The organism is Kitasatospora sp. NPDC056076, from assembly GCF_042266305.1.
Classification (GTDB): domain Bacteria; phylum Actinomycetota; class Actinomycetes; order Streptomycetales; family Streptomycetaceae; genus Kitasatospora.
This window is the reverse complement of the sequence record NZ_JBHJWG010000009.1, coordinates 42705-68132: the sequence shown is the minus strand read 5'-3', so window position 1 is coordinate 68132 and position 25428 is coordinate 42705. Positions and strand designations below refer to the sequence as shown.

24 protein-coding genes are annotated in these 25428 nt (G+C 73.4%); 16 read left to right on the top strand and 8 right to left on the bottom strand.

Annotated features, from left to right (window positions below; translation table 11 throughout):
* Positions 1-82 precede the first annotated feature (82 nt).
* A complete protein-coding gene (locus tag ACFC1T_RS10055) occupies positions 83-2302 on the bottom strand; it encodes an NADP-dependent isocitrate dehydrogenase (RefSeq protein ID WP_375885955.1) in 2220 nt (739 codons plus the stop codon).
* A 413-nt stretch (positions 2303-2715) separates the two neighbouring features.
* Here ACFC1T_RS10055 and ACFC1T_RS10050 point away from each other — a divergent pair, with 413 nt between their 5' ends.
* Together ACFC1T_RS10050 and ACFC1T_RS10045 are read left to right on the top strand one after the other, a co-directional pair.
* Complete coding sequence (locus tag ACFC1T_RS10050) at positions 2716-3042, top strand: SAV_915 family protein (protein WP_375885953.1); 327 nt, start codon at positions 2716-2718, stop codon at positions 3040-3042.
* Positions 3039-3368 (top strand): hypothetical protein, encoded by a 330-nt coding sequence (locus ACFC1T_RS10045; RefSeq protein ID WP_375885950.1) that lies wholly within the window; start codon positions 3039-3041, stop codon positions 3366-3368. The genes ACFC1T_RS10050 and ACFC1T_RS10045 overlap by 4 nt, the downstream gene beginning before the upstream one ends.
* A gap of 10 nt (positions 3369-3378) precedes the next feature.
* Here ACFC1T_RS10045 and ACFC1T_RS10040 read toward each other — a convergent pair whose 3' ends face one another.
* Together ACFC1T_RS10040 and ACFC1T_RS10035 are read right to left on the bottom strand one after the other, a co-directional pair.
* The gene (locus ACFC1T_RS10040) at positions 3379-3630 is read right to left on the bottom strand and encodes a hypothetical protein (protein WP_360237083.1); all 252 of its coding nucleotides are present in this window, start codon (positions 3628-3630) and stop codon (positions 3379-3381) included.
* 91 nt (positions 3631-3721) lie between these two features.
* Positions 3722-4585 carry an EamA family transporter gene (locus ACFC1T_RS10035; RefSeq protein WP_375885947.1) on the bottom strand — a complete coding sequence of 288 codons (864 nt, stop codon included), beginning with the start codon at positions 4583-4585 and terminating at the stop codon, positions 3722-3724.
* Between the two features lie 455 nt (positions 4586-5040).
* On the opposite strand from ACFC1T_RS10035, the gene ACFC1T_RS10030 reads away from it, so the two are divergent.
* Positions 5041-6699 (top strand): APC family permease, encoded by a 1659-nt coding sequence (locus tag ACFC1T_RS10030; protein WP_375885944.1) that lies wholly within the window; start codon positions 5041-5043, stop codon positions 6697-6699.
* A gap of 128 nt (positions 6700-6827) precedes the next feature.
* On the opposite strand, the gene ACFC1T_RS10025 is transcribed toward ACFC1T_RS10030, so the two are convergent.
* Entirely contained in the window at positions 6828-8453 is a 1626-nt protein-coding gene (locus ACFC1T_RS10025) for an FAD-dependent oxidoreductase (protein ID WP_375885942.1), read from the bottom strand.
* 302 nt (positions 8454-8755) lie between these two features.
* Between ACFC1T_RS10025 and ACFC1T_RS10020 the strand changes: the two genes are divergently transcribed.
* The 9 genes from ACFC1T_RS10020 (at position 8756) to ACFC1T_RS09980 (ending at position 15578) form a co-directional block, all read left to right on the top strand.
* Positions 8756-9922: a SchA/CurD-like domain-containing protein gene (locus ACFC1T_RS10020; protein ID WP_375885940.1), complete on the top strand. Its 1167-nt coding sequence runs from the start codon at positions 8756-8758 to the stop codon at positions 9920-9922.
* A gap of 32 nt (positions 9923-9954) precedes the next feature.
* Entirely contained in the window at positions 9955-10398 is a 444-nt protein-coding gene (locus ACFC1T_RS10015) for a cupin domain-containing protein (protein WP_375885938.1), read from the top strand.
* On the top strand, positions 10395-11651 hold the full coding sequence (locus ACFC1T_RS10010) for a beta-ketoacyl-[acyl-carrier-protein] synthase family protein (RefSeq protein ID WP_375885935.1): 1257 nt from the start codon (positions 10395-10397) through the stop codon (positions 11649-11651). Before ACFC1T_RS10015 ends, ACFC1T_RS10010 begins: the two co-directional genes overlap by 4 nt.
* 5 nt (positions 11652-11656) lie before the next feature.
* Positions 11657-12898 carry a beta-ketoacyl synthase N-terminal-like domain-containing protein gene (locus ACFC1T_RS10005; RefSeq protein ID WP_375885933.1) on the top strand — a complete coding sequence of 414 codons (1242 nt, stop codon included), beginning with the start codon at positions 11657-11659 and terminating at the stop codon, positions 12896-12898.
* 43 nt (positions 12899-12941) lie between these two features.
* Positions 12942-13202, top strand: coding sequence for an acyl carrier protein (locus ACFC1T_RS10000; protein ID WP_375885930.1), 261 nt, complete (start codon positions 12942-12944; stop codon positions 13200-13202).
* A gap of 1 nt (position 13203) precedes the next feature.
* Entirely contained in the window at positions 13204-13659 is a 456-nt protein-coding gene (locus ACFC1T_RS09995) for an SRPBCC family protein (RefSeq protein ID WP_375885927.1), read from the top strand.
* A gap of 32 nt (positions 13660-13691) precedes the next feature.
* A complete protein-coding gene (locus ACFC1T_RS09990; RefSeq protein ID WP_030287701.1) occupies positions 13692-13985 on the top strand; it encodes a TcmI family type II polyketide cyclase in 294 nt (97 codons plus the stop codon).
* Between the two features lie 323 nt (positions 13986-14308).
* Entirely contained in the window at positions 14309-14776 is a 468-nt protein-coding gene (locus ACFC1T_RS09985) for a hypothetical protein (protein WP_375885925.1), read from the top strand.
* A 109-nt stretch (positions 14777-14885) separates the two neighbouring features.
* On the top strand, positions 14886-15578 hold the full coding sequence (locus ACFC1T_RS09980; RefSeq protein ID WP_375885922.1) for a class F sortase: 693 nt from the start codon (positions 14886-14888) through the stop codon (positions 15576-15578).
* Positions 15579-15644: 66 nt separating this feature from the next.
* On the opposite strand, the gene ACFC1T_RS09975 is transcribed toward ACFC1T_RS09980, so the two are convergent.
* Complete coding sequence (locus ACFC1T_RS09975; protein ID WP_375885920.1) at positions 15645-16679, bottom strand: methyltransferase; 1035 nt, start codon at positions 16677-16679, stop codon at positions 15645-15647.
* A gap of 87 nt (positions 16680-16766) precedes the next feature.
* Positions 16767-17846, bottom strand: a complete 1080-nt coding sequence (locus ACFC1T_RS09970) for a nitrous oxide reductase family maturation protein NosD (RefSeq protein ID WP_375885917.1) — start codon at positions 17844-17846, stop codon at positions 16767-16769.
* A gap of 304 nt (positions 17847-18150) precedes the next feature.
* Here ACFC1T_RS09970 and ACFC1T_RS09965 point away from each other — a divergent pair, with 304 nt between their 5' ends.
* The gene (locus tag ACFC1T_RS09965; protein WP_375885915.1) at positions 18151-19095 is read left to right on the top strand and encodes a deoxyribonuclease IV; all 945 of its coding nucleotides are present in this window, start codon (positions 18151-18153) and stop codon (positions 19093-19095) included.
* A gap of 126 nt (positions 19096-19221) precedes the next feature.
* Positions 19222-21327, top strand: a complete 2106-nt coding sequence (locus ACFC1T_RS09960; RefSeq protein ID WP_375885912.1) for an MMPL family transporter — start codon at positions 19222-19224, stop codon at positions 21325-21327.
* 51 nt (positions 21328-21378) lie between these two features.
* Here the strand turns inward: ACFC1T_RS09960 and ACFC1T_RS09955 are convergent, their stop codons facing one another.
* A complete protein-coding gene (locus ACFC1T_RS09955; RefSeq protein WP_375885909.1) occupies positions 21379-21603 on the bottom strand; it encodes a hypothetical protein in 225 nt (74 codons plus the stop codon).
* A gap of 401 nt (positions 21604-22004) precedes the next feature.
* Between ACFC1T_RS09955 and ACFC1T_RS09950 the strand changes: the two genes are divergently transcribed.
* A complete protein-coding gene (locus tag ACFC1T_RS09950; protein ID WP_375886197.1) occupies positions 22005-23477 on the top strand; it encodes an amino acid permease in 1473 nt (490 codons plus the stop codon).
* Between the two features lie 249 nt (positions 23478-23726).
* Positions 23727-24374: an HNH endonuclease family protein gene (locus tag ACFC1T_RS09945; protein WP_375885906.1), complete on the top strand. Its 648-nt coding sequence runs from the start codon at positions 23727-23729 to the stop codon at positions 24372-24374.
* Positions 24375-24449: 75 nt separating this feature from the next.
* Here the strand turns inward: ACFC1T_RS09945 and ACFC1T_RS09940 are convergent, their stop codons facing one another.
* Positions 24450-25367, bottom strand: a complete 918-nt coding sequence (locus ACFC1T_RS09940) for an SDR family NAD(P)-dependent oxidoreductase (protein ID WP_375885903.1) — start codon at positions 25365-25367, stop codon at positions 24450-24452.
* Between the last annotated feature and the right edge of the window lie 61 nt (positions 25368-25428).

Below are 25428 nucleotides of genomic sequence, written 5' to 3'. Positions count from 1 at the left end.
CGGGCCCGGTGGAGATGCGAGGAGGCCCCCGGGCCCGCCGCAGCGGTCCCGGGGGCCTCCCGGTGCGTCAACCCGAAGGGTGTCAGCCGAGGTTGGCGATCGCCTCGTTGAAGGTCTTCGACGGGCGCATCACGGCCGCGGCCTTGGCCGGGTCCGGCTGGTAGTAGCCACCGAGGTCGACGGCCGAGCCCTGGACGGCGATGAGCTCGTCCACGATGGCCTTCTCCTGCTCGGTCAGCGCCTTGGCCAGCGCGTCGAAGGCCTGGGCCAGCTCGGCGTCGGCGGTCTGCTTGGCCAGCTCCTGGGCCCAGTACATGGCCAGGTAGAAGTGGCTGCCGCGGTTGTCGATGCCACCGAGGCGGCGGCTCGGCGACTTGTCCTCGTTGAGGAAGGTGCCGGTGGCGCGGTCCAGGGTGTCGGCCAGCACCTGGGCGCGGGCGTTGTCCGTGGTGGAGGCCAGGTGCTCGAAGCTGGCGGCCAGCGCGAAGAACTCGCCCAGGCTGTCCCAGCGCAGGTAGTTCTCCTTGACCAGCTGCTGGACGTGCTTCGGGGCGGAGCCGCCGGCGCCGGTCTCGAACAGGCCGCCGCCCGCCATCAGCGGGACGACCGACAGCATCTTGGCGCTGGTGCCCAGCTCCAGGATCGGGAACAGGTCGGTCAGGTAGTCGCGCAGGACGTTGCCGGTGACCGAGATGGTGTTCTCACCACGGCGGATGCGCTCCAGCGAGAACGTGGTGGCCTCGACCGGGGACTTGATCTCGATCTGCAGGCCGGTGGTGTCGTGCTGCGGCAGGTACGCCTTGACCTTCTCGATCAGCACGGCGTCGTGGGCGCGCTCGGCGTCCAGCCAGAACACGGCCGGGTCGCCGGTGGCGCGGGCGCGGGTGACGGCCAGCTTGACCCAGTCCTGGATCGGCAGGTCCTTGGTCTGGCAGGCGCGGAAGATGTCGCCGGGCTGGACGGCCTGCTCCAGCACCACGTTGCCCTCGGCGTCGACCAGGCGGACGGTGCCGGCGGCCGCGATCTCGAAGGTCTTGTCGTGGGAGCCGTACTCCTCGGCCTTCTGGGCCATCAGGCCGACGTTCGGGACCGAGCCGATGGTGGCCGGGTCCAGGGCGCCGTGGGCGCGGCAGTCGTCGAGGACGGCCTGGTACACGCCGGCGTAGCTGCTGTCCGGCAGCACCGCGAGGGTGTCGGCCTCCTGGCCGTCCGGGCCCCACATGTGGCCGGAGGTGCGGATCATGGCCGGCATCGAGGCGTCGACGATGACGTCGCTCGGCACGTGCAGGTTGGTGATGCCCTTGTCGGAGTCGACCATGGCCAGGGCCGGGCCCTCGGCCAGCTCGGCCTCGAAGGAGGCCTTGATCTCGGCGCCGTTCTCCAGCGCGTCCAGGCCGGCCAGGATGCCGCCGAGGCCGTTGTTGGGGTTCAGGCCGGCCGCGGCCAGCGCGTCGCCGAAGCGGGCGAAGGTCTGCGGGAAGAAGGCGCGGACGACGTGGCCGAAGACGATCGGGTCGGAGACCTTCATCATGGTGGCCTTGAGGTGCACCGAGAACAGCACGCCCTCGGCCTTGGCCCGGGCGACCTGGGCGGCCAGGAAGTCGTTCAGGGCGGCGGCGCGCATCACCGAGGCGTCGACGACCTCGCCGGCCAGCACCGGGACCTTCTCGCGCAGCACGGTGGTGGCGCCGTCCTGGCCGACCAGCTCGATGCGCAGGGCACCGTCGGCGGCGATCACGGCGGACTTCTCGGTGGAGCGGAAGTCGTTCTCGCCCATGGTGGCGACGTTGGTCTTGGAGTCGGAGCTCCAGGCGCCCATCCGGTGCGGGTGGGTCTTGGCGTAGTTCTTGACCGACTGCGGGGCCCGGCGGTCCGAGTTGCCCTCGCGCAGGACCGGGTTGACGGCGCTGCCCTTGACCTTGTCGTAGCGGGCGCGGACGTCCTCGTCCTCGGCCGTGCGCGGCTCGTCCGGGTAGTCCGGCAGGGCGTAGCCCTGGGCCTGGAGCTCGGCGATGGCGGCCTTGAGCTGCGGCACCGAGGCCGAGATGTTCGGCAGCTTGATGATGTTGGCGCTCGGGGTCTTGGCGAGCTCGCCGAGCTCGGCCAGGGCGTCGCCGATCCGCTGGGCCTCGGTCAGACGCTCCGGGAAGCTGGCGATGATCCGCCCGGCCAGGGAGATGTCACGGGTCTCCACCCGGACGCCCGCCGTCGAGGCGTACGCCTGGACCACCGGCAGGAACGAGTAGGTCGCCAGGGCCGGAGCCTCGTCGGTGTGCGTATAGATGATGGTCGAGTCAGTCATCGAAACTCCGCTTCACGTCTCCAACGTCTTGACGTCAAGATATCTCGTCCCGGGCCCCACTCTCCACCTCCCCCCGCCCCGGAGCGCGCGCCGGTCGGATCCGGGAGCCCGCGCGGGGCGCGACCGGCGGCCGGATCCACCGTGGTCCGGTGCGCGGCGCACGGCAAGCGGAGCGCTCCGGAGCCGTACGGGACGGGCGGGGTTGGGGCGGTTGTACGACACCGTTCGGGCCGAGTTCGGGCCGACGCGGGACTGGTGTAGTCCAATCGGGTGAGCCGGGTGTCAGGAGTGCGTCAACGCACCACCCCATTCGGTCAACGCTGCGTCAGGACCGGCGCGGTCCGGCAGGACCCGGCCTAGCGTCGGGACGAGCAGTTCCGGCAGCAACCACCACCCCACTCGGGAGCATCCGCATGGCCTGCGTCGTCTGGCACGTTCCGGTCACCACCACCGGCACCGGAAGCACCGCCGCCCTCCGCCTCTTCCGCATGCGCAACGGCGTCCGCTGCGCCGTCGGCTTCTCCAGCCCCGAGGCCCTCGCCGCCCTCCTGGGGCCGGACCAGGCCTGGACCGAACTCGGGGAGGCCGCGCTGCGCAACCTCACCCGGCCGCTCGGCGTCGACACCCTGGTGCTCGACCCGGGGCTGGTCGCCCCGCCGGTCACCACCCCCGCCACCGTCGGGGCCGCCCCCGGCACGGCCCCGACCGCGACCCCGACCGCCCGCCTCCAGCACCGGTGACGGCCCCGCTACAGCTCGTCCCGGACGGCTTCGAACCCGCTCCGGGCCGTCCGGAGCAGGTCCGGGCGCTGCACGCCATCGCCCGGATCAGCCACGGGCCGGTGCCGCTGGACTTCGACCGGCTCGCGGCGGAGTTCCCGGCGGTCCAGAGCGGCCTGGCGCTCGCCGGGGACGCCGACCTGGAGCTGCGGCTCGCCTGCACGGGGCCGGAGGAGCTGCGGGCGGTCGCCGCCGCCCTGCACCGGGCCGGCGCCGCCAAGGTCAGGATCGACCTGGTGCTGCGGGCGCTGACCCCGGCGCCGGTGACGCTCCGGCCGGTGCCGTGAACCGGCCGGGTCACTCGAACCCGGGGCGCGGGTTCGGGTTGACCGCCTGGCCGTCGATCTCCGCCCCCCAGGCGTCCACCCCACCGGCGTCCACGCAGTAGCCGCTGCCCTCGACATGCCCGCCCGCGGCCCGGCAGGTGGCGGCGGTGACGTCGCGCCGGGCGGCCCCCGCCGCCGAGGCGGTGGGGGCCGCGGCCCCGGCGGCGAGCAGGACGGCGGTCGCGGTCGTGACGGCCACCCGGGCCGCGCGTGAGGTCATCATGCGGCCCACGACAGCACGGCGGCGCGCCCCTGGCGACCACAGCTCGCCCGCCCGGGTGCACGCCGCCGCGCCACGCCGCCCGCGCCGCCCGCTACACGCGGGCCAGGGCCGCGATCGCGGCCAGCAGCAGCGCCGAACCGGCCACCAGGCCCGCGGTGACCGGCTCGCCGAGGAACAGCACGCCGATCACCGCCGCCGTGGCCGGCTCCAGCAGCACCAGCACCGAGGCGGTGGTGCCCGGGACGGCCGTCAGCCCGGAGAAGTACCACCGGTAGGCGAGCAGCGTGGGCACCGTCCCGAGGAACAGCAGCGCTCCCCCGGTCAGCGCCGGCTGCCCGGTGCTGGGCAGCACGCCCTGGAAGGCCGCGAACGGCAGCAGGCAGAGCAGGCCGGTGACGAAGGCGCCCCGGTCGGCCCGGGCCGACCCGCCGGCCCGGGCCCACAGGGTCAGCCCGCTCTGGCCCGCGCCCGCGACCACCGCCAGGCCGACGCCCAGCACCGGCCGGGGCCCGGCGGCCGGGGACGCCACTAGCAGGGCCAGCCCGCCGAGGGCGAGCGCGACGGCGGCCACCGCCCGCCCGGTGAGGCGTTCGCCGAGCAGCAGGTGCCCGCCGAGGCCGGTGAGCACCGGCCCCGCCCCGATGGTGACCAGGGTGCCCAGCCCCAGCCCCGCGCAGTGCACGGAGGCGAAGTAGGCGCACTGGCTGACGGCCAGCCCGAGGCCGGTCAGCACGGCGGAGCCGCGCCCGCCGCCGGAGGCCCGCCCGGCCCCCGAGGGCAGCAGTGCCAGACAGAGCGCCGCGACGCCGAAGCGCCAGCAGGAGACGGCCACCGGGCCGAGCCCGCTGGTGCGCATCAGCAGCGCGGCCACGGCTCCGCCCGCCCCCCAGGCGACGGCGGCGGCGGAAATGGACAACAGGCCGTGCCGGAACGGCACGGCGGTGCAGGAGGTCATGCGTCGGTACTCCACGATGGCTCGCCGGTTCAGGTCCGCGGGGTACGCGGGCGGCGGTCATCGCCCCGGCGCCGGGGGCGCTGCCTGCCGGCCGGGTCCGATCGGTGCGCCGCCCGCTAGCGGACCGGCGGCGGCAGGATCACGAAACGCACGGAACAAGGCTACGCCGCGCCTCCGGCGGCATGGCTATGCGGTTCACGTCATTCCCATAGACGAGTGGGTGATCCATATTGCCGGACCGGACGGCGAAGCTCAATTGCCGCTCAAATACTGAACCTACTCGCGAGTCACGTAACACGCCCATGAACAGACGGCCCCCTACCTGCACGGATATCTGGCAAAGAAAGTAAACATTCAGCAATGGAATCTGTGCAGAGGTCTATGAATAGCCCTACTGTGTGGCAACTCTCCGCGCTCCGCCCACCCCGGAGCCCCCACACACAGAGAGATCATCCATGGCTTCCCTCAACCAGATCTCGCCGCCCGACCAGAGCTCCGGCACCACCGGGACCGCACACCGGTCGCTCAAGCGCCACGTCGGACTCATCGGCCTCATGTGGGCCTCGGTCGGCTCGATCATCGGCTCCGGCTGGCTCTTCGGCGCGAAGAGCGCCGTCACCGCCGCCGGGCCGGCGGCCGTCATCTCCTGGGGCATCGGCGCCGTCGGCATCGTGCTGCTCGCGCTCGTGCACGCCGAACTCGGCGGGCTCTTCCCGGTCTCGGGCGGCACCGCGCGCTACCCGCACTACGCCTTCGGCGGCCTGGCCGGCATGTCCTTCGGCTGGTTCTCCTGGCTCCAGGCGGCCACCGTGGCACCGATCGAGGTCGAGGCCATGATCGGCTACGCCAAGGACGTGCCCTGGGCCAGCGGACTGCAGCACACCAACGGCACCCTGACCACCAGCGGATTCATTGTCGCGACCATGCTGATGGCGGTGTTCGTCGCGGTCAATTTCCTCGGTGTGAAGGTCCTCGCCCGGACCAACAGCATCGCCACCTGGTTGAAGATCTTCGTTCCTCTGCTCACGATCTTCATGCTGGCGATCACCAGCTTCCACGCCTCCAACTTCACCTCGCACGGATTCGCCCCGTTCGGCGCCAAGGGCGTGCTCGCCGCGATCAGCACCAGCGGCATCATCTTCGCCCTGCTCGGCTTCGAGCAGGCCATCCAGATCGCCGGTGAGAGCCGCAACCCCAAGCGCGACATCCCCCGCGCCGTGCTCGGCTCGGTCGCCATCGGCACCCTGATCTACACCCTGCTGCAGGTCGTCTTCATCGGCGCACTGCCGGTCACCGCCTTCGCCAACGGCTGGGCGAAGCTGGACTTCCCCGGCATCGACGGCCCGTTCGCCGGCCTGGCCACCCTGGTCGGCCTCGGCTGGCTGTACTACGTGCTCAAGGTCGACGCGGTGATCTCCCCCGCCGGCACCGGCCTGATCTACACCACCTCCACCTCGCGCATCTCCTACGGCCTGAGCCGCAACGGCTACGCCCCGCAGAAGTTCGAGCAGCTGGACCGGAACGGCGTGCCGTGGTTCGGCCTGATCCTGTCCTTCGTGACCGGCGTGATCTGCTTCCTGCCCTTCCCGAGCTGGCAGCAGCTGGTCGGCTTCATCACCTCCGCCAGCGTGCTGATGTACGCCGGCGCCCCGCTGGCCTTCGGCGCCCTGCGCCGCCGGCTGCCCGACCGCGAGCGTTCCTACCGGCTGCCGCTGGGCGGCGTGATCTCCCCGGTCTCCTTCGTGGTCGCCAGCCTGATCATCTACTGGGCCGGCTGGCAGACCCTGTCCCGCCTGGGCATCGCCATCGTGCTCGGCTACGCCCTGCTCGGCGGCTACGCGGCCTACGCGATCAAGAACCGCCTGCCCAACGCGCCGCGGCTCAACTGGAAGGCCGCCCAGTGGCTGCCGGTCTACCTGCTGGGCCTCGGCCTGATCTCCTGGCAGGGCGGCTTCGGCAACGGCACCGGCCTGATCCCGCTCTGGTACGACATGGCGCTGGTCTCGGTGTTCGCGCTGGCGATCTACTACTGGGCGATCCGGGTGGCGCTGCCCGCCGAGGAGATCGAGCGGGAGGTGGCCGACGTCGAGGTGGTCGACGCGGGCGGTCACTGACCGCCTGAGCACCCCCTGTGACCCCCGAGACTCCTGACCCATGACACCCGGGACCTGACGCCTGGGACCTGACAGGACGGGCCCGCCGGTCGTGACGACCGGCGGGCCCGTCCGCGCGCGTCAGAGGTTCAGAGGTCCAGCACCGCCCGCAGCGCGGCCTCCACCTCGGCCTCCGGGTCCTCGACCGGCCCCGGCGAGCGCCAGGCGACGAAGCCGTCCGGGCGCACCAGCAGCGCACCGCCCGGGCCCACCCCGTGCAGGGCGGCGAAGTCGCTGCCCGGCTCCGGCGCCAGGTCGTCCTCGGCGCCGTCGCCGATCCGGTAGGCGTCCAGCGGGACGGCCAGCCGGTCCGCCGCCCGCCGGGCGCCCTGCTGCCAGGCCGCGCCCTCGGGGTCGGTGAGCAGCACCATCGCCTGCTCGTACAGGTCCAGCGTGGACAGCCGCACGCCCGCGCACAGCAGCCACTGGTGCGGGGCCCGGCTGCCCGGCTCGCCCGCCGACTCGAACTGCTCCGGGACGACCGCACCCTGCGGGTCGGTGCCGACCACCGCGCCCCGCGGGTAGCGGTAGCCCAGCGCCACCGACAGCACCCCGGCCTGCCGCCCGACACCGGGGACGACCGCGTAGCCGGGGTGGCTGTGCTCGGCGGAGCGGGCCGAGGCGCGCTCGCCGGTGACCTCGGCGACCGGGCGGCGCTCCTGCCCGTACGTCTCCAGCAGGCCGGGCCCGGCCCAGCCGCAGAGCACCGCGGCCAGCTTCCAGGCCAGGTTGTGGGCGTCCTGGATGCCGGTGTTGGAGCCGAACGCGCCGGTCGGGGACATCTCGTGGGCGGAGTCCCCGGCGAGCAGGACCCGGCCGACGCCGTACCGCTCGGCGACCCGTTCGGCGGCGTGCCAGGGCGCCTTGCCGGTCACCTCGACGTCCAGCTCGGGCAGGCCGACGGCGGTGCGGATGTGCCGTTCGCAGCGCTCGTCGGTGAAGGCCTCCAGGGGCTCGCCGTGCTCGGGGTGCCAGGGCGCGTGGAAGACCCACTCGGACTGGTTGTCCACCGGCAGCAGCGCGCCGTCCGCCTCCGGGTTGGTCAGGTAGCACGCGATGAAGTGCCGGTCGCCGACCACGTCGGCCAGCCGCTTGGCCCGGAAGGTGATGCTGACGTTGTGGAACAGCTCGCCCTTGCCGGTCCGGCCGATGCCCAGGCCGGTCCGGACCGGGCTGCGCGGGCCGTCCGCGGCGATCAGGTACTCCGAGCGCACCACCCGCTCCTCGCCGGTCTCCCGGCTGCGCAGCACCGAGGTGACGCCGTCGGCGTCCTGCTCGAAGGACATCAGCTCGGTGCTGAACCGCAGGTCCGCGCCGAGGTCGCGGGCCGACCGCAGCAGCACCGGCTCCAGGTCGTTCTGGCTGCACAGGCACCAGGAGCTGGGGCTGAACCGGGCCAGCCGCCCGCCCGGGTCGATCTCCCGGAACAGCCACTCCTGCTCCTCGCCGGTCAGCGAGGGCGCTTGCAGGATGCCGTGGTTCGGGGCCAGCACCGAGGCCGCCTCACGGATCGCCGGCTCGATCCCGGCCACCCGGTACAGCTCCATCGTGCGGACGTTGTTGCCGCGCCCGCGCGGGTGGTGCGAGGTGTCGGCGTGCTTCTCGACCAGCAGGTGCCGGACACCCAGCCGACCGAGGAACAGCGAGGCCGACAACCCGACCAGGGAGCCGCCCACGATCAGGACCGGCACCCGTTCGTCCACCTTCGGATTCATCAATTGCTCCACCCTGTAAGGGGATTCCGCGGCCCGGCGACTGGACTCGGCGCCGCCCTGGACGGGCCCGCTCAGCCGGGCCCCGCTCTTCCATCCCCCGCCCGAGGGGGCCTGTGCCGCCCCTTCGCCCGGATGGCCCGCAAATCTCGCGCCGCGCCCGGTCGGCCGCTCACGATCGACCTCAGGCCTGGCGCCGAGCGCCCCGGGCCGACCGCCACCGCACCGCCCTCCCCCAGCCGGGAGCACCCGCCGGACGCGGCCGCCACGGCCCGCCGCGTGCGGCCAAGAGCAGAAAGTGGATCATGACGACTCTGTCCGAACCGCAGCCGAAGCAGCACGAGGAATCCGACACCCGGCTGAGGGTGGTGCTGATGCTGGAGATCCAGGACGGCGCCCAGCAGCGTTTCCTCGACGTCTACGAGCAACTGCGCCACCAGGTGGCCTCGGTGCCCGGCCATGTCAGCGACCAGCTGTGCCAGTCCATCAACGACCCCCGCCAGTGGCTGATCACCAGCGAGTGGCAGGACCAGGAGACCTTCCTGCAGTGGGTGGACAGCCCCGCCCACCGCGAGATGGTCAAGCCGATGCACGGCTGCGTCAGCGACAACTTCCGCTCGCTGCGCTACGCGGTGCTGCGCGAGACCTCGGCGGCCGGGTCCACCGGCACCAGGGCCCCGATGGAGGTGCCGCCCGGCCTGCCGCGCAGCGAGCCCGCCGGGCACGTCGGCCCGCCGCGGGCCGACCCGGGCCCGGACGGCGTGGTGCGCCACGCACTGACCTTCACCGTCAAGCCCGGCAGCGAGGCCGAGGTGGCCCGGATCCTGTCCGGCTACACCTCGCCCCGGGCCGAGGTGGACGAGCACACCCGGCTGCGCCGCACCTCGCTGTTCATGCACGGCAACCGGGTGGTGCGCGCGGTCGAGGTGGTCGGCAACCTCGGCGACGCGCTGCGCCACGTGGCGATGCAGCCCGAGGTGCGGGCGGTCGAGGAGGAGCTCAACCCGTACCTGGAGGAGGCCCGGCAGCTGGGCGACCCGCAGTCCGCCCGGGCCTTCTTCGCCAAGGCCGCGCTGCCCGCCCGGCACCAGGCGATCGCCAGCTCCCCCTCCTCCGGGCGGCTGCACCGGCACGCCGTCCTCTACCCGGTGCGCCCGGGCCGGGGGCCGGCCGTCGCCGAGCTGCTCTTCGACCACGACAACCTCGCCACCGCCGACCCGACCGGCCCGGTCGCCGCGGCCATCGTCTTCCAGCGCGAGGACACCGTGGTGCGCCTGGTCGACCTCCGGGTGCCGGCCGAGGCCGAGGCCGCCGCCGCGCTCGGCGTGGCCGGCGACCAGGAGGCCGCCGAACTGGCCGCCCTGCTCGACCTCGGCCCCGCCGGGGACCTGCGCACCGCCGCGGGCCTGGGCGCGTTCCTCGCCGCCCGCGCCATGAGCCCGGTCACCGACCGCAGCTCGCAGAACGACTGACACCCGGCCAGCCCTCCCGGAGGAAAGCCATCATGACCACGCAGTTCCCGCCGATCATCAACGTCGACGAGGCCCCGGAGAACCGCCGCCACGGCGCCCTGTTGCGCACCATGCTCACCCCGCCCAGCTGCGGGGCGACCAGCGGCTTCATGGGCCTGGCCATCATCGGGCCCGGCGAGCGGATCAACGAGCACTACCACCCGTACTCCGAGGAGTTCGTGTTCGTCGTCTCCGGCGACCTGGAGGTCGACCTGGACGGGGAGACCCGGCCGCTCAAGCCCGACCAGGGCCTGATGATCCCGATCAACATGCGCCACCGCTTCCGCAACGTCGGCGACACCGAGGCCCGGATGGTCTTCCACTGCGGCCCGCTCGCGCCCCGCCCCGACCTGGGCCACGTGAGCACCGAGGAGACCTCCGGTGCCGGGGGGTCCGCCCCCGCCGGCCCCCCGGAACACGCCAAGGTGGCCTCGTGACACGGCGGGTCGCCGTCACGGGGATCGGCGTGGTCGCGCCCGGAGGGATCGGGATCCCCGCGTTCTGGGACCTCCTGACGGCCGGCCGCACCGCCACCCGGGGCATCACCCTCTTCGACCCGGCCGGGTTCCGCTCCCGGATCGCGGCCGAGTGCGACTTCGACCCGGCCGCCCACGGGCTGAGCCCCGAGGAGGTCCGACGGGCCGACCGCTACGTGCAGTTCGCGATGGTCGCGGCCGCCGAGGCGGTCGCCGACGCCGGGCTGGACCTGGCCGCCGAGGACCCGTGGCGGATCGCCGTCTCGCTCGGCACCGCCGTCGGCGGCACCACCCGGCTGGAGCACGACTACGCCCTGGTCAGCGCCTCCGGCGCGCGCTGGGACGTGGACCACCGGCACGCCGAGCCCCACCTGCACCGGGCCTTCGCGCCCAGCACGCTGGCCTCCGCGGTGGCCGAGCGGGTCGGCGCGCACGGCCCGGTGCAGACCGTCTCCACCGGCTGCACCTCCGGCCTGGACGCGATCGGCTACGGCTTCCAGGCGGTCGAGGAGGGACGCGCCGACATCTGCGTCGCCGGCGCCTCCGACTCCCCGATCTCGCCGATCACCGTCGCCTGCTTCGACGCCATCAAGGCCACCAGCGAGCGCAACGACGACCCGGAGCACGCCTCCCGCCCCTTCGACGCCCACCGGGACGGCTTCGTCCTCGGCGAGGGCGGCGCCGTCCTGGTGCTGGAGGAGCTGGAGCACGCCCGCCGCCGCGGCGCCCGGATCTACGGCGAGATCGGCGGCTTCGCCACCTTCGGCAACGCCTACCACATGACCGGCCTCACCACGGAGGGGCTGGAGATGTCACGGGCGATCGACCACGCGCTCGACCACGCCAAGGTCGACCGCGGCGACGTCGACTACGTCAACGCGCACGGCTCGGGAACCAAGCAGAACGACCGGCACGAGACCGCCGCGGTCAAGCGCTCGCTGGGCGGCCACGCCTTCGAGACGCCGATGAGCTCGATCAAGTCGATGGTCGGGCACTCGCTGGGCGCGATCGGCGCGATCGAGGTGGTCGCCTGCACCCTGGCACTCGCCCACGGCGTGGTGCCGCCGACCGCCAACTACGAGACTCCGGACCCGGAGTGCGACCTCGACTACGTGCCGCGCACCGCGCGCGAGCTGCCGCTGAGCCACATCCTCTCGGTCGGCAGCGGATTCGGCGGATTCCAGTCCGCCGTCGTGCTCAACAGAACGGGGTGAGTTCCATGACGTCACGTCAGCAGGGCCGCCGGGCGGTCGTCACCGGTCTCGGCGTGGTGGCACCGAACGGTGTCGGGGCCGACGCCTTCTGGAAGGCCACCAGGCAGGGCGTGAGCGTCCTCGACCGGATATCCCGCGAGGGCTGCACCGAGCTGCCGCTCAGGGTCGCGGGCGAGGTGCGGGAGTTCGAGCCGCAGTCGGTGATCGACAGCCGCTACCTCGTGCAGACCGACCGCTTCACCCACTACGCGATGGCCGCCGCCGACCTGGCGGTGGCCGACGCGGGGTTCCGGCCCGATCCCGAACGGCCCTTCGCGGTCGGCGTGGTGACCGCGGCCGGCTCCGGCGGCGGCGAGTTCGGCCAGCGCGAACTCCAGCAACTCTGGGGCCAGGGGCCGCGGTTCGTCGGCCCGTACCAGTCCATCGCCTGGTTCTACGCGGCCAGCACCGGCCAGATCTCGATCCGCGGCGGCTACAAGGGCCCGTGCGGGGTGGTCGCCAGCGACGAGGCCGGCGGCCTGGACGCGCTCGCGCACGCCGCCCGCTCGGTCGAGCGCGGCACCGACGCCGTGGTGGTCGGCGCCGCCGAGGCCCCGCTCGCGCCGTACTCCATGGTCTGCCAACTCGGCTACCCCGAGCTGAGCCTGGCCGACCGGCCGGAGGCCGCCTACCTGCCGTTCACCGCGCAGGCCTGCGGCTTCGCCCCCGCCGAGGGCGGCGCGATGCTGCTGCTGGAGGACGAGTCGGCGGCCCGCCGGCGCGGCGCCGCCGTCCGGGCCCACCTGGCCGGACACGGCGCCACCTTCACCGGGGCCTCCCGCTGGGAGCAGTCCCGGGAGGGACTGGCCGCGGCGATCCGGATCGCGCTGGACGAGGCCCGGATCGCGCCCGAGGAGATCGACGTGGTCTTCGCGGACGCGCTCGGCGTCCCCGCCGCCGACCGGGCCGAGGCCCTGGCGCTGGTCGACGCGCTCGGCCCGGCCGCCGAGCGCGTCCCGGTCACCGCCCCCAAGGCCGGCACCGGGCGGGCCTACTGCGGCGCCCCGATGCTGGACGTCACGGCCGCCGTGCTCGCCATGGAGGACGGCGTGCTGCCGCCCACCCCCAACGTCACCGAGGTCTGCCACGACCTCGCCCTGGTGACCGGCCGCGCCCGCCCGGCCGAACTGCGCACCGCGCTGGTGCTCAGCCGCGGGCTGATGGGCTCCAACTCCGCGCTGGTGCTCCGCCGCGGGGAGCCGACCTGACCCCCGCACCCCCGATCCACTGGACCTCCTCGAAGGGAACCCCGTGAGCAACACCCTCAGCTATCCCGAGCTGGCCGCCCTGCTCCAGGCCCGGGCCGGCGTCACCGTCGCCCCGAACGACCTGGAGCAGCCGGGCGCGCAGTTCGACGACTTCGGCGTCGACTCGCTCGGACTCCTCGGCATCGTCGGCGAGTTGGAGAACCGGCACAGCCTCAAGGTCACCTCCGGCGCCGAGTCCGCCAAGACCCCGGCCGAGTTCCTGGAGCTGGTCAACACCTCCCTCGCCGCGAAGGCGGGTGCCTGAGATGCCCGGACACACCGACAACGAGATCGTCATCAACGCCCCGCTCGACCTGGTCTGGGAGATGACCAACGACCTGGAGAACTGGCCGGACCTCTTCAGCGAGTACGCCTCGGTCGAGGTGCTGGAGCGCGACGGCGACCGGGTGCAGTTCCGGCTCACCATGCACCCGGACGAGAACGGCCAGGTGTGGAGCTGGGTCTCCGAGCGCACCACCGACCGGTCGTCGCTGGAGGTCAACGCCCGCCGGGTCGAGCCCGGACCGTTCGAGTTCATGGAGATCCACTGGGAGTACGCCGAGGTCCCGGCCGGCACCCGGATGCGCTGGGTCCAGGACTTCGCGATGAAGCCCACCGCGCCGGTGGACGACGACGGCATGGTCAACCACATCAACAAGAACTCCCGGATCCAGCTGCAGCTGATCCGCGAGAAGGTCGAGAAGCGGGCGGCCGAGCAGTGACCGGCGCCCACCGCGCACTGATCGTCGCGCGGATGAAGCCCGAGGCCGCCCCGGACATCGCCGAGGTGTTCGCCGACTCCGACCGTGGCGAACTGCCGCACCTGATCGGCGTCACCGGGCGCAGCCTCTTCCAGTTCGGCGACGTCTACCTGCACCTGATCGAGGCCGACCGCCCGCCGGGCCCGGCCGTCGCCAAGGTCCTCGGCCACCCGGAGTTCCGGACCGTCAGCGACCGCCTGACCGCCTTCGTCCAGGCCTACGACCCGGCCACCTGGCGCGAGCCGAAGGACGCCATGGCGCGCGAGTTCTACCGCTGGGACCGCTGAGCCGCGTCCCCGCTCCGCTCTGGGCCCGCCCCCGGCACCACGCCGGGGGCGGGCCCATGCGCGCGCCACGCCGGGGACGGGCCGGTGCGTGCGCGCACCACTACCACCCCGCCTCGAATCCGAATCACCCGGATCGCCGGGCCACCCGGGTGAACACGCCCCGGACTCCACCCGAAGGGCGCACTCTCCGTACCGGAGCTGCCACGCTCGGGTGGCAGGCGGCCCCACCCTGGTTGACGGTGGATCAGGCGCCACTTGTTCGCGAGTCCCCTGACCGGCACCGTGCCGGCGGTCGCGGCCCACGCGCCGGAAGGATCATCCTCATGCGTTCTGCACGCACGCTGCTCGCCGGAGCGGCCGTCGCCGCCGTCCTCACCGTCGGCACCCCCATGGCCTTCGCCGACGGCTCCTCCTCGGACCAGGGCAAGAACCTCACCTGGCAGGAGAAGCAGCCCGAGAAGGGCGGCTCCGACAGTTCGAAGGGCTACGACGACAAGAGCTCCGGCGAGCACAAGGGCTCCGACAGCAAGGGCTCCGACGGCAAGAGCTCCGGCGAGCACAAGGGCTCGGACAGCAAGGGCTCCGGCGAGCACAAGGGCTCCGAGGGCAAGGGCTCCGACGGCCGGGAGGAGGAGCACACCCCGCACGGCGGCGTGCACACCGGCGGCGGCGGCCTGGCACTGTCCGGCGGCGGCCTCGCCTCCGGCGCGGTGCTGCTGCTCGGCGGCCTCGGGGCCGGTGCGATCGCGCTGCGCCGCGGCCGTCGCACCTCCGGCGCCGCAGCCGTCTGACGTCCGCCACCGCCGCCTCTGGGCGCTCCCCCTCCCGGGCGGGGCGCACGGGGGCGGCGGGCCGTTGCGGAACAGGCTCCCCACGAAGCACTTCGAGCGGAGGACACGGATGACCGGCGGTCCCGGCTCCGGAATGCCCAGGCTGCTGCGCGGCGGGATGGGCGCGGCAGCGGTCGGCCTGCTGCTGATCTACAACTCGATGGACACCGGCCCCGCCGAGGACCAGGCGGCCGGCCAGGCCGCTCCCCCGGCGGCGGCCGCCCCCGCCGTCCCCGGCCCCGCGGCGGCCACCGCCGGCGCCACGGCCCCGCCCGCGGCGCCGGGCGCGCCGGTGCTCAAGCGGTCCAAGCCGACCCGGCTGCGGATCCCGCAGATCGCCGTCGACGCCCCGTTCACCGAACTCGCCCTGGGCCCGGCCGGACAGCTCAACGCGCCCCCGCCGGACGACAAGAACCTGGTCGGCTGGTACCGCGACGGCGTCACCCCGGGCGAGCGCGGCAGCTCGGTGGTCGCCGGCCACGTCGACACCACCAAGGGCCCGGCGGTCTTCCTGCTGCTGAGCCTGCTGCTGCCCGGCAACAAGGTCGAGGTGAGCCGCGCCGACGGCACCGTCGCCGTCTTCTCGGTCGACAACGTGGAGACCTTCGCCAAGAACGCCTTCCCCGACCAGAAGGTCTACGGCAGGACCCCGGACGCCCAGCTCCGCCTGATCACCTGCGGCGGCACCTACGACAAGAAGCGCCGGGACTACCTGGACAACGTGGTGGTCTTCGCCCACCTGGAGTCCTCCCACAAGGCCTGAACACCCCGACGGCCGCTGCTCCCCCGGGTCGGGGAGCAGCGGCCGTCGGGCGTTCCGGGAGGGGGGTCAGCCGCGGACGGTGGACTCGAAGGCGTGGAGGTAGGGGTTGACGGGGCGGACGGCGGCGACGTCGAGGCCGGCCTCCTGCATGAGGTGGACCATGCTCTCCTCGGAGTGCTTGGCGCCGCCGACGTTGAGCATCAGCATCAGGTCCATCGCGGTGGTGAAGCGCATCGAGGGGCTGTTGTCGACGAGGTTCTCGACCACCACGACCCGGGCGCCGGGGCGGGCCACGGCGACCACGTTGGCGAGGGTGCGGCGGGTGCTGTCGTCGTCCCACTCCAGGATGTTCTTGATGATGTAGAGGTCGGCGCGCACCGGGATCTCCACCCGGCAGTCGCCGGGGACGAGGCGGGCGCGGGCCGAGAAGGCGCCGCCGTCCTGGAGGCGGGGGTCGGCGCCGGCGACCACCTTGGGCAGGTCGAGCAGGGTGCCGTGGAGGGCCGGGTGCTTCTCCAGCAGGCTGGCGAGGACGTGGCCCTGGCCGCCGCCGATGTCGGCGACCGAGTCGATGCCGGTGAGGTCCAGGTACTCGGCGAAGTCCCGGGCGGACTGCCGGCTGGAGGTGGTCATCGCCTTGTCGAAGACCTTCGCCGAGTCGCCGGCGTCGCTGTGCAGGTAGTCGAAGAACTCCTTGCCGAACAGGTCGGGGAAGACGTTGCGGCCGGAGCGTACCGCCTCGTCGAGCTTCGGCCAGGCCTCCCAGGTCCACGGCTCGGTGCACCAGAGGGCGATGTGGCGGAGGGAGTTGGGGGCGTCGTCGCGCAGCAGGCGGGACATCTCGGTGTGTTCGAAGCGGTCGCCGCCGGTCTCCGCGAAGATCCCGTAGCAGGTGAGCGCGCGCAGCAGGCGGCGCAGCTGGCGGGGTTCGGTGTCGAGCTGCGCGGCGAGCTCGGTGGCGGTGGTCGGGGTGTCGCCGAGCACGTCGGCAACACCGAGCCGGGCGGCGGCGCGGACGGCGGCGGCGCAGGCGGCGCCGAAGACGAGCTCGCGCAGGCGCATCGCCGGCTGGGGGGTGGGGTTGACGGGGGCGGTGGTCATGGGCTGGTCCTTGTCGGTCGGGGGCTCGGCGGGGTCTCGGCGGGCGGGACGGCGGAGCGTCGGCGGGCGGGCGGGCCGACGGGCGGGTCAGCAGCGGCCGGACGGCTCGGAGACCGCGCAGGTGTTGCGGGTGAAGGAGTTGTCGGTGCCGGTGTCGCGGTCGGCGAGGTCGGCCGGGCCGTTGCCGCTCAGCCGGTTGTCGGTGACGGTGGCCCGGGTGTTGGGGATCCCGACGACGCTCTTGAACAGGACGATGCCGCCGGAGAAGTCCGTGGATCCGGCGTTGTCGCGGACCTCGTTGTCGGTCACCCGGGTGTCCTCGGTGCCGGTGAGCACGATGCCCGCGCCCTGGATGGCGCCGAGGCGCGGATTGGCCGCGCAGAACTTGTTGTTGGCGACCACCCGGTTCTTCCGGACGTCGAGGTCCCCGGCGCGGGGCACGCCCTCGTCGCCGACCACGAAGACACCGCTGCAGTTGCCGCTGATCTCGTTGCCCTGGACGGTGAGCACGCGCAGCCGGCGCACGGTGACGCCGACCCGGTTCCCGGTGAGCACGTTGCCCTCGACGAGGGTGCCCCCGGTGTCGGGCGCGCCGCCCTCGCGGTAGGCGTAGTTGGCGAGGAAGACGCCGGACTGGCCGTTGTCGACCGAGCGGTTGCCGACGATCGCGGCCTTGGTCGAGATCTCCTGGCTGATGCCCTGCTGGGCGTTGTCGTGGACGTAGGTGGCGCGGACGGTCAGGCCGGTGGTGCCGCTGGCGTCGATGCCGTTCTTGCGGAAGCCGGTGACGGCGAGGGCCTCGACGGTGACCCCGCGCAGCGGGGCCTGCTCGGTGCCGACCACGCAGACGCCGTGCCCGGCGGTGGCGCAGGCGTTCTCGGTGCCGTCCCCGGGGGTGATCTCGGTGGCCGCTCCGGCGCCGCGCAGGGTGAGACCGGGAGTGGCGATGCGGACGCTGCCGCGGTAGCTGCCGGGCAGGACCTGGACCGTGTCGCCCGGGGCGGCGGCGTCGACGGCCTGCTGGATCGATTCCCCGGGGTGGACGAGGTGGAGGGCGCCGTCGGCGGCGCGGGCCGCGGGGGCGGCGGCCAGGGTCGCGAGGACGGTGGTCAGGGCGGTGGCGGCGGCGGTGGCCGCGGCGAGGTGGTGGACCCGGCGCGTGGGCATGAGTGGTGACCTGTCTTTCGGCGCGCGCGGTGGGGCGGTGGGCGCGCTGGTCGGCTGCGGGAGGGCGGAGGGGACGCTCCGACCCGGCGTGTGCGGGTGGTGACGTTCGGTGAGTACGGCCGAGTCGACGGTACGGTCGCCCCCGGGGGCCCGCCACCAGGGCTGGGCTGCCGGACTGACGGGCCGTCGGCCATTGGGACGGGTCGGACGGCTCCCGCCGGGCGCGCCCCGGCGTGGCGTGCGCACCCGGCGCGGGGACGGGCCCGCGCGCCGTCGCCGCCCGGGCCCGTGACATCCTCGGGGCATGAGCACCGCGACCGGACCGACCCCCGCCGCCCGCCGGAACCCGATCGGCGCCCACGTCCCGGTGGCCGGCCGGGGCCTGGCCGGGACGGGCCTGGCGTACGCGAGCCGGGTCGGTGCCGAGACGGTGCAGGTGTTCGTGGCCAATCCGCGCGGCTGGGCCACGCCCGCGGGCAACCCGGCCCAGGACGAGGAGTTCCGTACGGCCTGCGCCGAGCAGGGCATCCCGGCCTGGGTGCACGCGCCGTACCTGATCAACTTCGGCTCGGACAACCCGGCCACCCGGGAGCGCTCGGCCGACTCGCTGCGGCACTCGCTGCACCGCGGCCACGCGATCGGCGCGCTCGGCGTCGTGCTGCACACCGGCTCGGCGGTCGGCACCGCGCCCGGCGGCGGTTCGCGCCGGGCCGAGGCGATGGCGCAGGTGCGCGCCGACGTCCGGCCGCTGCTGGACGAGCTGGACGCGCTCGGCGACGACGCGCCCTGGCTGCTGCTGGAGCCCACCGCCGGCCAGGGCAGCTCGCTCTGCTCGCGGCTGGAGCAGCTGGCCGAGTACGTGGAGGCGCTGGACGGGCACCCCAAGGTCGGTGTCTGCCTGGACACCTGCCACGCCTTCGCCGCCGGGCACGACCTGGCCGCCCCCGGCGGGGTGACGGCCGCGCTGGACGCCCTGGCCTCGGCCGCCGGTCCGGGCCGGCTGCGGCTGATCCACGCCAACGACTCGGAGGACGTGGTCGGCGCCCGCAAGGACCGGCACGCCAACATCGGCGCCGGGATGATCGGCGCGGAGCCGTTCCGCGAGCTGTTCGAGCACCCGGAGACGGCCGGGGTGCCGCTGCTGGTGGAGACCCCGGACCGCAAGCACGGCGGGGACGGCACCGGGCACGCGATGGACATCGCGGTGCTGCGGGAGCTGCGCGAGCGGGCGGCCGTGCCGGTGTCCTAGCGGACGCGCGGAGCCGCCGGACGCGCGGAACCGCTGGACGCCCGGAGCTGCCGGTCGGGCGGTGCGGTGGCAGGCTGGAACGAGTCACGCCACCTGCTCGATCCATCGCCACCTGGGGGTGGACGGATGTCCACGACTCGGAAACTGGCCGCGCTGCCCAGCGGGCGCCGGGGCAAGTGGGTGGTGCTGGCCCTGTGGCTGGTGCTGCTGATCGCGCTGGGCCCGCTGGCCGGGAAGCTGATGGGCGCCGAGGACAACCAGGCGTCCAGCTGGCTGCCGGGCAACGCCGAGTCCACCCAGGTGCTGAACGAGCAGCGGGCCTTCCAGCCGGTGGACACCGCCCAGGCCGTCGTCGTCTACCAGCGGACCACCGGCATCACCCCCGCCGACCGGGCCGAGGCCGCCCGGCAGGCCGTCACCTTCGCCGCCGTCCCGCACGTGGTCGGGCCGGTCATCGGCCCGGTGCTGTCCGCCGACGGGCAGGCGATGCAGACCGTCGTGCCGATCGACGTCGGCACCAACGGCTGGAACGACCTCAAGCCCGCCGTGGACACCCTGCGGCAGACCGCGACCGCCGACAGCCACGGCATGACCACCCATGTCACCGGCCCCGGCGGGATCGCCGCCGACCAGGCCAAGGCCTTCGCGGGTATCGACGGCTCGCTGCTCGCCGCCACCGTCGGCGTGGTGATCGTCCTGCTGCTGCTCACCTACCGCAGCCCGGTGCTGTGGCTGCTGCCGCTGCTCTCCGCCGCCGGTGCGCTGACCGTCTCCCAGGCCTTCATCTACCTGCTGGCGAAGCACGCCGGGCTGACCGTCAACGCGCAGAGCGCCGGGATCCTGATCGTCCTGGTGCTGGGCGCGGGCACCGACTACGCCCTGCTGCTCACCGCCCGCTACCGGGAGGAGCTGCGCCGGCACGAGGACCGGCACGAGGCGATGGCGTACGCCCTGCACCGGGCCGGGCCCGCCGTGCTGGCCTCCTCGGCCACCGTGGTCGCCTCGATGCTGTGCCTGCTGATCGCCCGGATGAACTCCACCCGCGGCCTCGGCCCGGTGCTGGCGATCGGTGTCGTGGTGGCCCTGGCCGCGATGCTGACGCTGCTGCCCGCGCTGCTGGTGATCGTCGGCCGCTGGGTGTTCTGGCCGGTCAGACCGGACTACGGCACCCCGGAGCCGACCCGGACCGGCCGTTGGGCGCACGTCGGCGCCTGGATCGGACGGCGCCCGCGCAAGGTGTGGGTCGGGACGGCGCTGGCGCTCGCGGCCTGCTGCGTGGGGCTGGTCTCGCTGAACGCCAACGGGCTCAGCACGGCCGCCTCCTTCACCGGCAAGCCGGACTCGGTGGTCGGCCAGCAGGTGCTGGAGCAGCACTTCCCGGGCGGGACGGGCGCACCGCTCACCGTGGTCTCCGCCGCGGCCGGCGCCCCGGCCGTACGGGCCGCCGCGCAGTCCACCGCCGGGATCGCGGCCACCTCGCCGCCGGTCGTGCGGGACGGGCGGGCCCTGTTCCAGGCCACCCTGACCGACCCCCCGGACAGCCAGGCCGCCAAGGACACCGTCGACCGGGTGCGCACCGCCGTGCACGCCGTACCGGGGGCGGACGCCAAGGTCGGCGGGAACACCGCCGTCGTCCTGGACGCCGGGCGGGCCGCCGGGGACGACAACCGGGCGATCATCCCGCTGGTGCTCGGAGTGGTGCTGCTGATCCTGGCCGTACTGCTGCGGGCCGTCACCGCGCCGCTGGTGCTGATCGCCACCGTGGTGCTCTCGTACGCGGCGGCGCTCGGGATCAGCTCGCTGTTCTTCGCCCACGTCTTCCACTTCCAGGGCGAGGACAACGCGTTCCCGCTGTTCGTCTTCGTCTTCCTGGTGGCACTCGGGATCGACTACAACATCTTCCTGATGACCCGGGTACGGGAGGAGTCCGCCCACCACGGCACCCGGCGGGGCGCGCTGATCGGGCTGTCCGCGACCGGCGGGGTGATCACCTCCGCCGGGCTGATCCTGGCCAGCACCTTCGCGGTGCTGGGGACGCTGCCGGTGGTGGGGCTGGCCGAGATCGGGTTCGCGGTGGCGCTGGGGGTGCTGCTGGACACCCTGGTGGTGCGCTCGGTGCTGGTCACCGCGCTGACCATGGACCTGGACCGGCACATGTGGTGGCCGGGGCGGCTGTCCCGGCGTCCCCGGGCGGTTGCGGAGACGGAGGCGGAGGCGGACGGACGGCCGTGAGCCCGGGGACCGCTACGGGCGGTCCCCGGGCTCAGCTGCGGATCAGCCGGATCAGCAGTCGCCGATGCAGTCGTCCTCGGTGTGCGAGTGAGCGTTCAGCCAGCTGGCGTGCGGGCCGAACAGGCCGACACCCGCCGAGCCCGACTCCAGGCTCTGCCCGGTCGACGCGTGCGACCCGTGCCAGGCCGCCATCGCCGGCGCCGGCGCCGCAAGGGCCGCGGCACCCGTCACCACGGTGATCACGGCGAACTTGCGGATGTTCCCACGAAGCGACATCTGATGTCCTCTTGGTTGGTCTCTGGTCGTCAACCCGCGCCCCCGAACGGCCAGTTCGAGCCGGTCCGAAAGGCCGGGCGGCGCTCCACCGGGGAGCGCCGGGCCAAGGTTGGCACACGAACCCGCAGGCGGCGCGCGCGTCGCGGCCGCGCTGAGTCATTCGGGTGACACATCTCCCCCGGCCGGACGAACGTGCTCGTACATCCGCATTCCGGGTCGAACGCCCTCGCGGGGCGCACCGGACGAGTGCCGGTCCGACAGGCGTACGACCGTAAGTCTTGCGGTGTTCCCTCGGGCGAAATGAACAAATACCGTCGATTTGGTGCAAGGTGCCGCCCGGTCCGAGCATGAACGGTCGCTCCACCGAGCGCAGGCAGGACCACGAAAGGCGCACCACCCTCATGCAGACCAGCCCCGCCGCGACCCGGCAGGCGAACCCGCAGGCGACCCCGCATGCGACCCGACCGAGCAGCCCGGAGACCCCGGACCAGGCTCCGGCTCCTGGTTCGGCTCCGGCTCCGGCTCCGGCGAAGAGCGGCCGCTTCGGGCTGCCCGTCGCCACCGCCCTGGTGATGGGCAACATCATCGGCGGCGGCATCTTCATGATCCCGGCCGCCGTGGCGCCCTTCGGGACGGTCAGCCTGCTCGCCTTCGCCGTCATCACCGTGGGCTCGATCGCGCTGGCGCTGGTCTTCGGGCAGCTGGCCCGCCGCAACCCGCGCACCGGCGGGCCGTACGTCTACGCCCGCGAGGCCTTCGGCGACTTCGCCGGCTTCCTGTCGGCGTGGTCGTACTGGATCACCGCCGTGGTCAGCAACGCCGCGCTCGCCGTGGCGGCCGTCGGCTACCTGGACGTGCTGCTGCCGATACACCACGACGTCGCGCTGGAGATCACCGCCGCACTGGTCCTGCAGTGGCTGCCCGCACTGGCCAACCTGGCCGGCACCCGGTACGTCGGGGCGGTCCAACTCGTTTCCACCGTCCTCAAGTTCATTCCGCTGCTGCTGATCTCGGTGGGCGGACTGTTCTTCTTCGACCCGAAGAACGTCGGCCCCTTCGAGGCCAGCGGCCAGGGCTGGATGGGCGGCATGACGGCCGCCGCGGCGATCCTGATGTTCAGCTACGTCGGCGTCGAGTCGGCCGCGATGAGCGCCGGCCAGGTCCGCGACCCGGAGCGCAACGTCGGCCGGGCCAGCGTGCTCGGCACCAGCGGCGCCGCGGTGGTCTACCTGCTGGGCACCCTCGCGGTGTTCGGCACCGTCGCGCACCAGCAACTGGTCGACTCCAGCGCGCCGTTCTCGGACGCCGTGAACGCCATGTTCGGCGGCACCTGGGGCGGCGCGGCGATCGCGGTCGCCGCGCTGGTCTCGATGACCGGCGCGCTCAACGGCTGGACCCTGCTGGCCGCCCAGGCGCCGTACGCGGCCGCCGGGGACGGGCTCTTCCCGGCCGCCTTCGGCAAGGAGAAGCGCGGCGTGCCGACCTTCGGCGTGCTGGTCAGCGTGGCGCTCGCCTCGGTGCTGACCGTCGTCAACTTCGCCAGCGGCGCCAAGGGCGCCTTCGCCGTGCTCGTCCTGATCACCACGTTCACCGCCGTCGTGCCCTACCTGCTTTCCACCGCCGCCCAGTTGTACTGGCTGGTCCGCGGCGCCACCGACAAGGTCGACGGCACCCGCCTGGTCCGCGACGCGGTGCTCGGCCTCGGTGCCTTCGCCTTCTCGATCTGGCTGCTGGCCGGGGCCGGCTACGCCGCCGTCTACCAGGGCGTGTTGTTCCTGTTCGCCGGCATCCTGGTCTACGTCTGGCTGGCCGGCCGTCGCCACCGCCAGGAGCAGCAGGAGCAGGAACATGCCCGGCAGGAACAGGTGAACTGACCGCCGACCTCGGCGAGGTCGGCGAGGTCGGCACGACGAACGGCCGAGGGCCCGGGACGCACAGCCGCGTCCCGGGCCCTCGTCGCGTCCGGGCCGGGTGCGAACGGCCCCCGGGAGTGCCGGACTTGTCCGTACCCGTCCGATGTCCACGAGGATTTCACTCCCGGGGTCTACCCGCGTAGCCGCGAAGCCGACACACTGGCGCACGCAACTCATCAGTCAATCCGATCTTCTGATGGAGCGTTCGCCATGGCCCTCACCGGATCCATACGCCGGTTCCTGTCCTGCCTGCCGGCCGCCGCCGCCCTCGTCGCCGCGACCGTGGTCGCCGGCGGCAGCCCGGCCCAGGCCGCACTGCCGACCCCGATCTCCGCCGCCACCGCCCGGCTCTACCTCGACGGGATGACCGCCACCCCCGAGACCCACGCGGACAGCTACGACAGAACCCTCTTCCCCACCTGGATCAAGATCAGCGGCAGCTGCGACACCCGCAAGTGGATCGTCAAGCGGGACGGCACCGACGTCACCACCGACACCTCCTGCAAGGCCACCAGCGGCAGTTGGGCCTCGCCGTACGACGGCGCCACCACCACCAACCCGTCCACCTTCGACGTGGACCACCTGGTGCCGCTCTCCGAGGCCTGGGCCTCCGGCGCCTGGGCCTGGACCACCGCCCAGCGCCAGGCCTTCGCCAACGACGTCACCCGCCCCCAGCTGGTCCTGGTCTCCGCGAGCAGCAACCGCTCCAAGGGTGACCGCGACCCGGCCGAGTGGCTCCCCCAGGCCTCCTACCGCTGCACCTACGCCCGCGCCTGGGTGCAGGTGAAGCAGTACTACGGGCTCGGCGTGGACAGCGCCGAGAAGACCGCGCTCACCGGCATCCTCGACAACTGCTGACCCTCCGAACGTCGGGGACGGGTGCCGGACCCGCGCGCCCGTCCCCGGGCCGGGCCCACTCACCCCCGGCCCCGCTCACCCCTCCGAGTCCGCGGGGAAGGCCACCGGGTAGGGCTCGGTGAAGTCGGCCGAGCGGGAGACCTCGCGCCACCGGCTGTCCTCCTCCAGCAGCCGGCGGTCCTGCGCGATCGAGCCCTCGGCCGCGTTGACCCCCAGCGGCAGGTGGTCCGGGACATCGCGGCGCCCGGCCATCCGTACCAGGATCTCGGCAGCCCGGTCCGGATCGCCGGCGGCGCCGTCCACACCCTTGCGCAGCCGCTCGTTGACCGCGCCGACCGTTCCCGCGTAGGCCTCCGGGACCTCGTGCACCACCATCGACGCCCCCGCCCAGTCGGTGCGGAAGCCGCTCGGCTCGACCACCAGCACCTTCACGCCGAACGGCGCGAGCTCGGCCCGCAGAACCCGGCTGAACCCGTCGATGGCGAACTTCGCCGCCTGGTACGAGGCGATGCCCGGCGAACCGCCGACCCGCCCGCCCACCGAGGAGAACTGCATCACCAGGCCCCCCTTCTGCTCGCGCAGCAGCGGGATCGCAGCCTTGGTGACGTGGTAGACGCCCCAGAAGTTCGTCTCGAACTGGGCCCGGAAGTCGGCGTCCTCGGTGGTCTCGATCGGCGAGACGTTGGCGTACCCGGCGTTGTTGACCAGCACGTCGATCCGGCCGAAGGCCTCCCGCGCCTGGGCGACGGCCGCCCGGGCCGCCGCCGGATCGGTGACGTCGAGCGCCACCGGGCGGACGCGCTCACCGAACTCCTCGACGAGGTCGGCCAGCTGCTCCGGCCGCCGGGCCGTCGCGACCACCAGGTCACCGGCCTCCAGTGCCGCGCGCACCAGGCTCCGGCCGAAGCCGCGCGAGCTGCCGGTGACGAACCAGACCCGCGCCTCGGGGCGGCGTGCGCTCTCCGCGTTCTCCATGCTCTTCGTGCTCTCCATGACTCTCCTCCGCGTTCTCCGGCGTGCCGTGTCGTGCCGTGCCATTAGTAGAACACCGTTG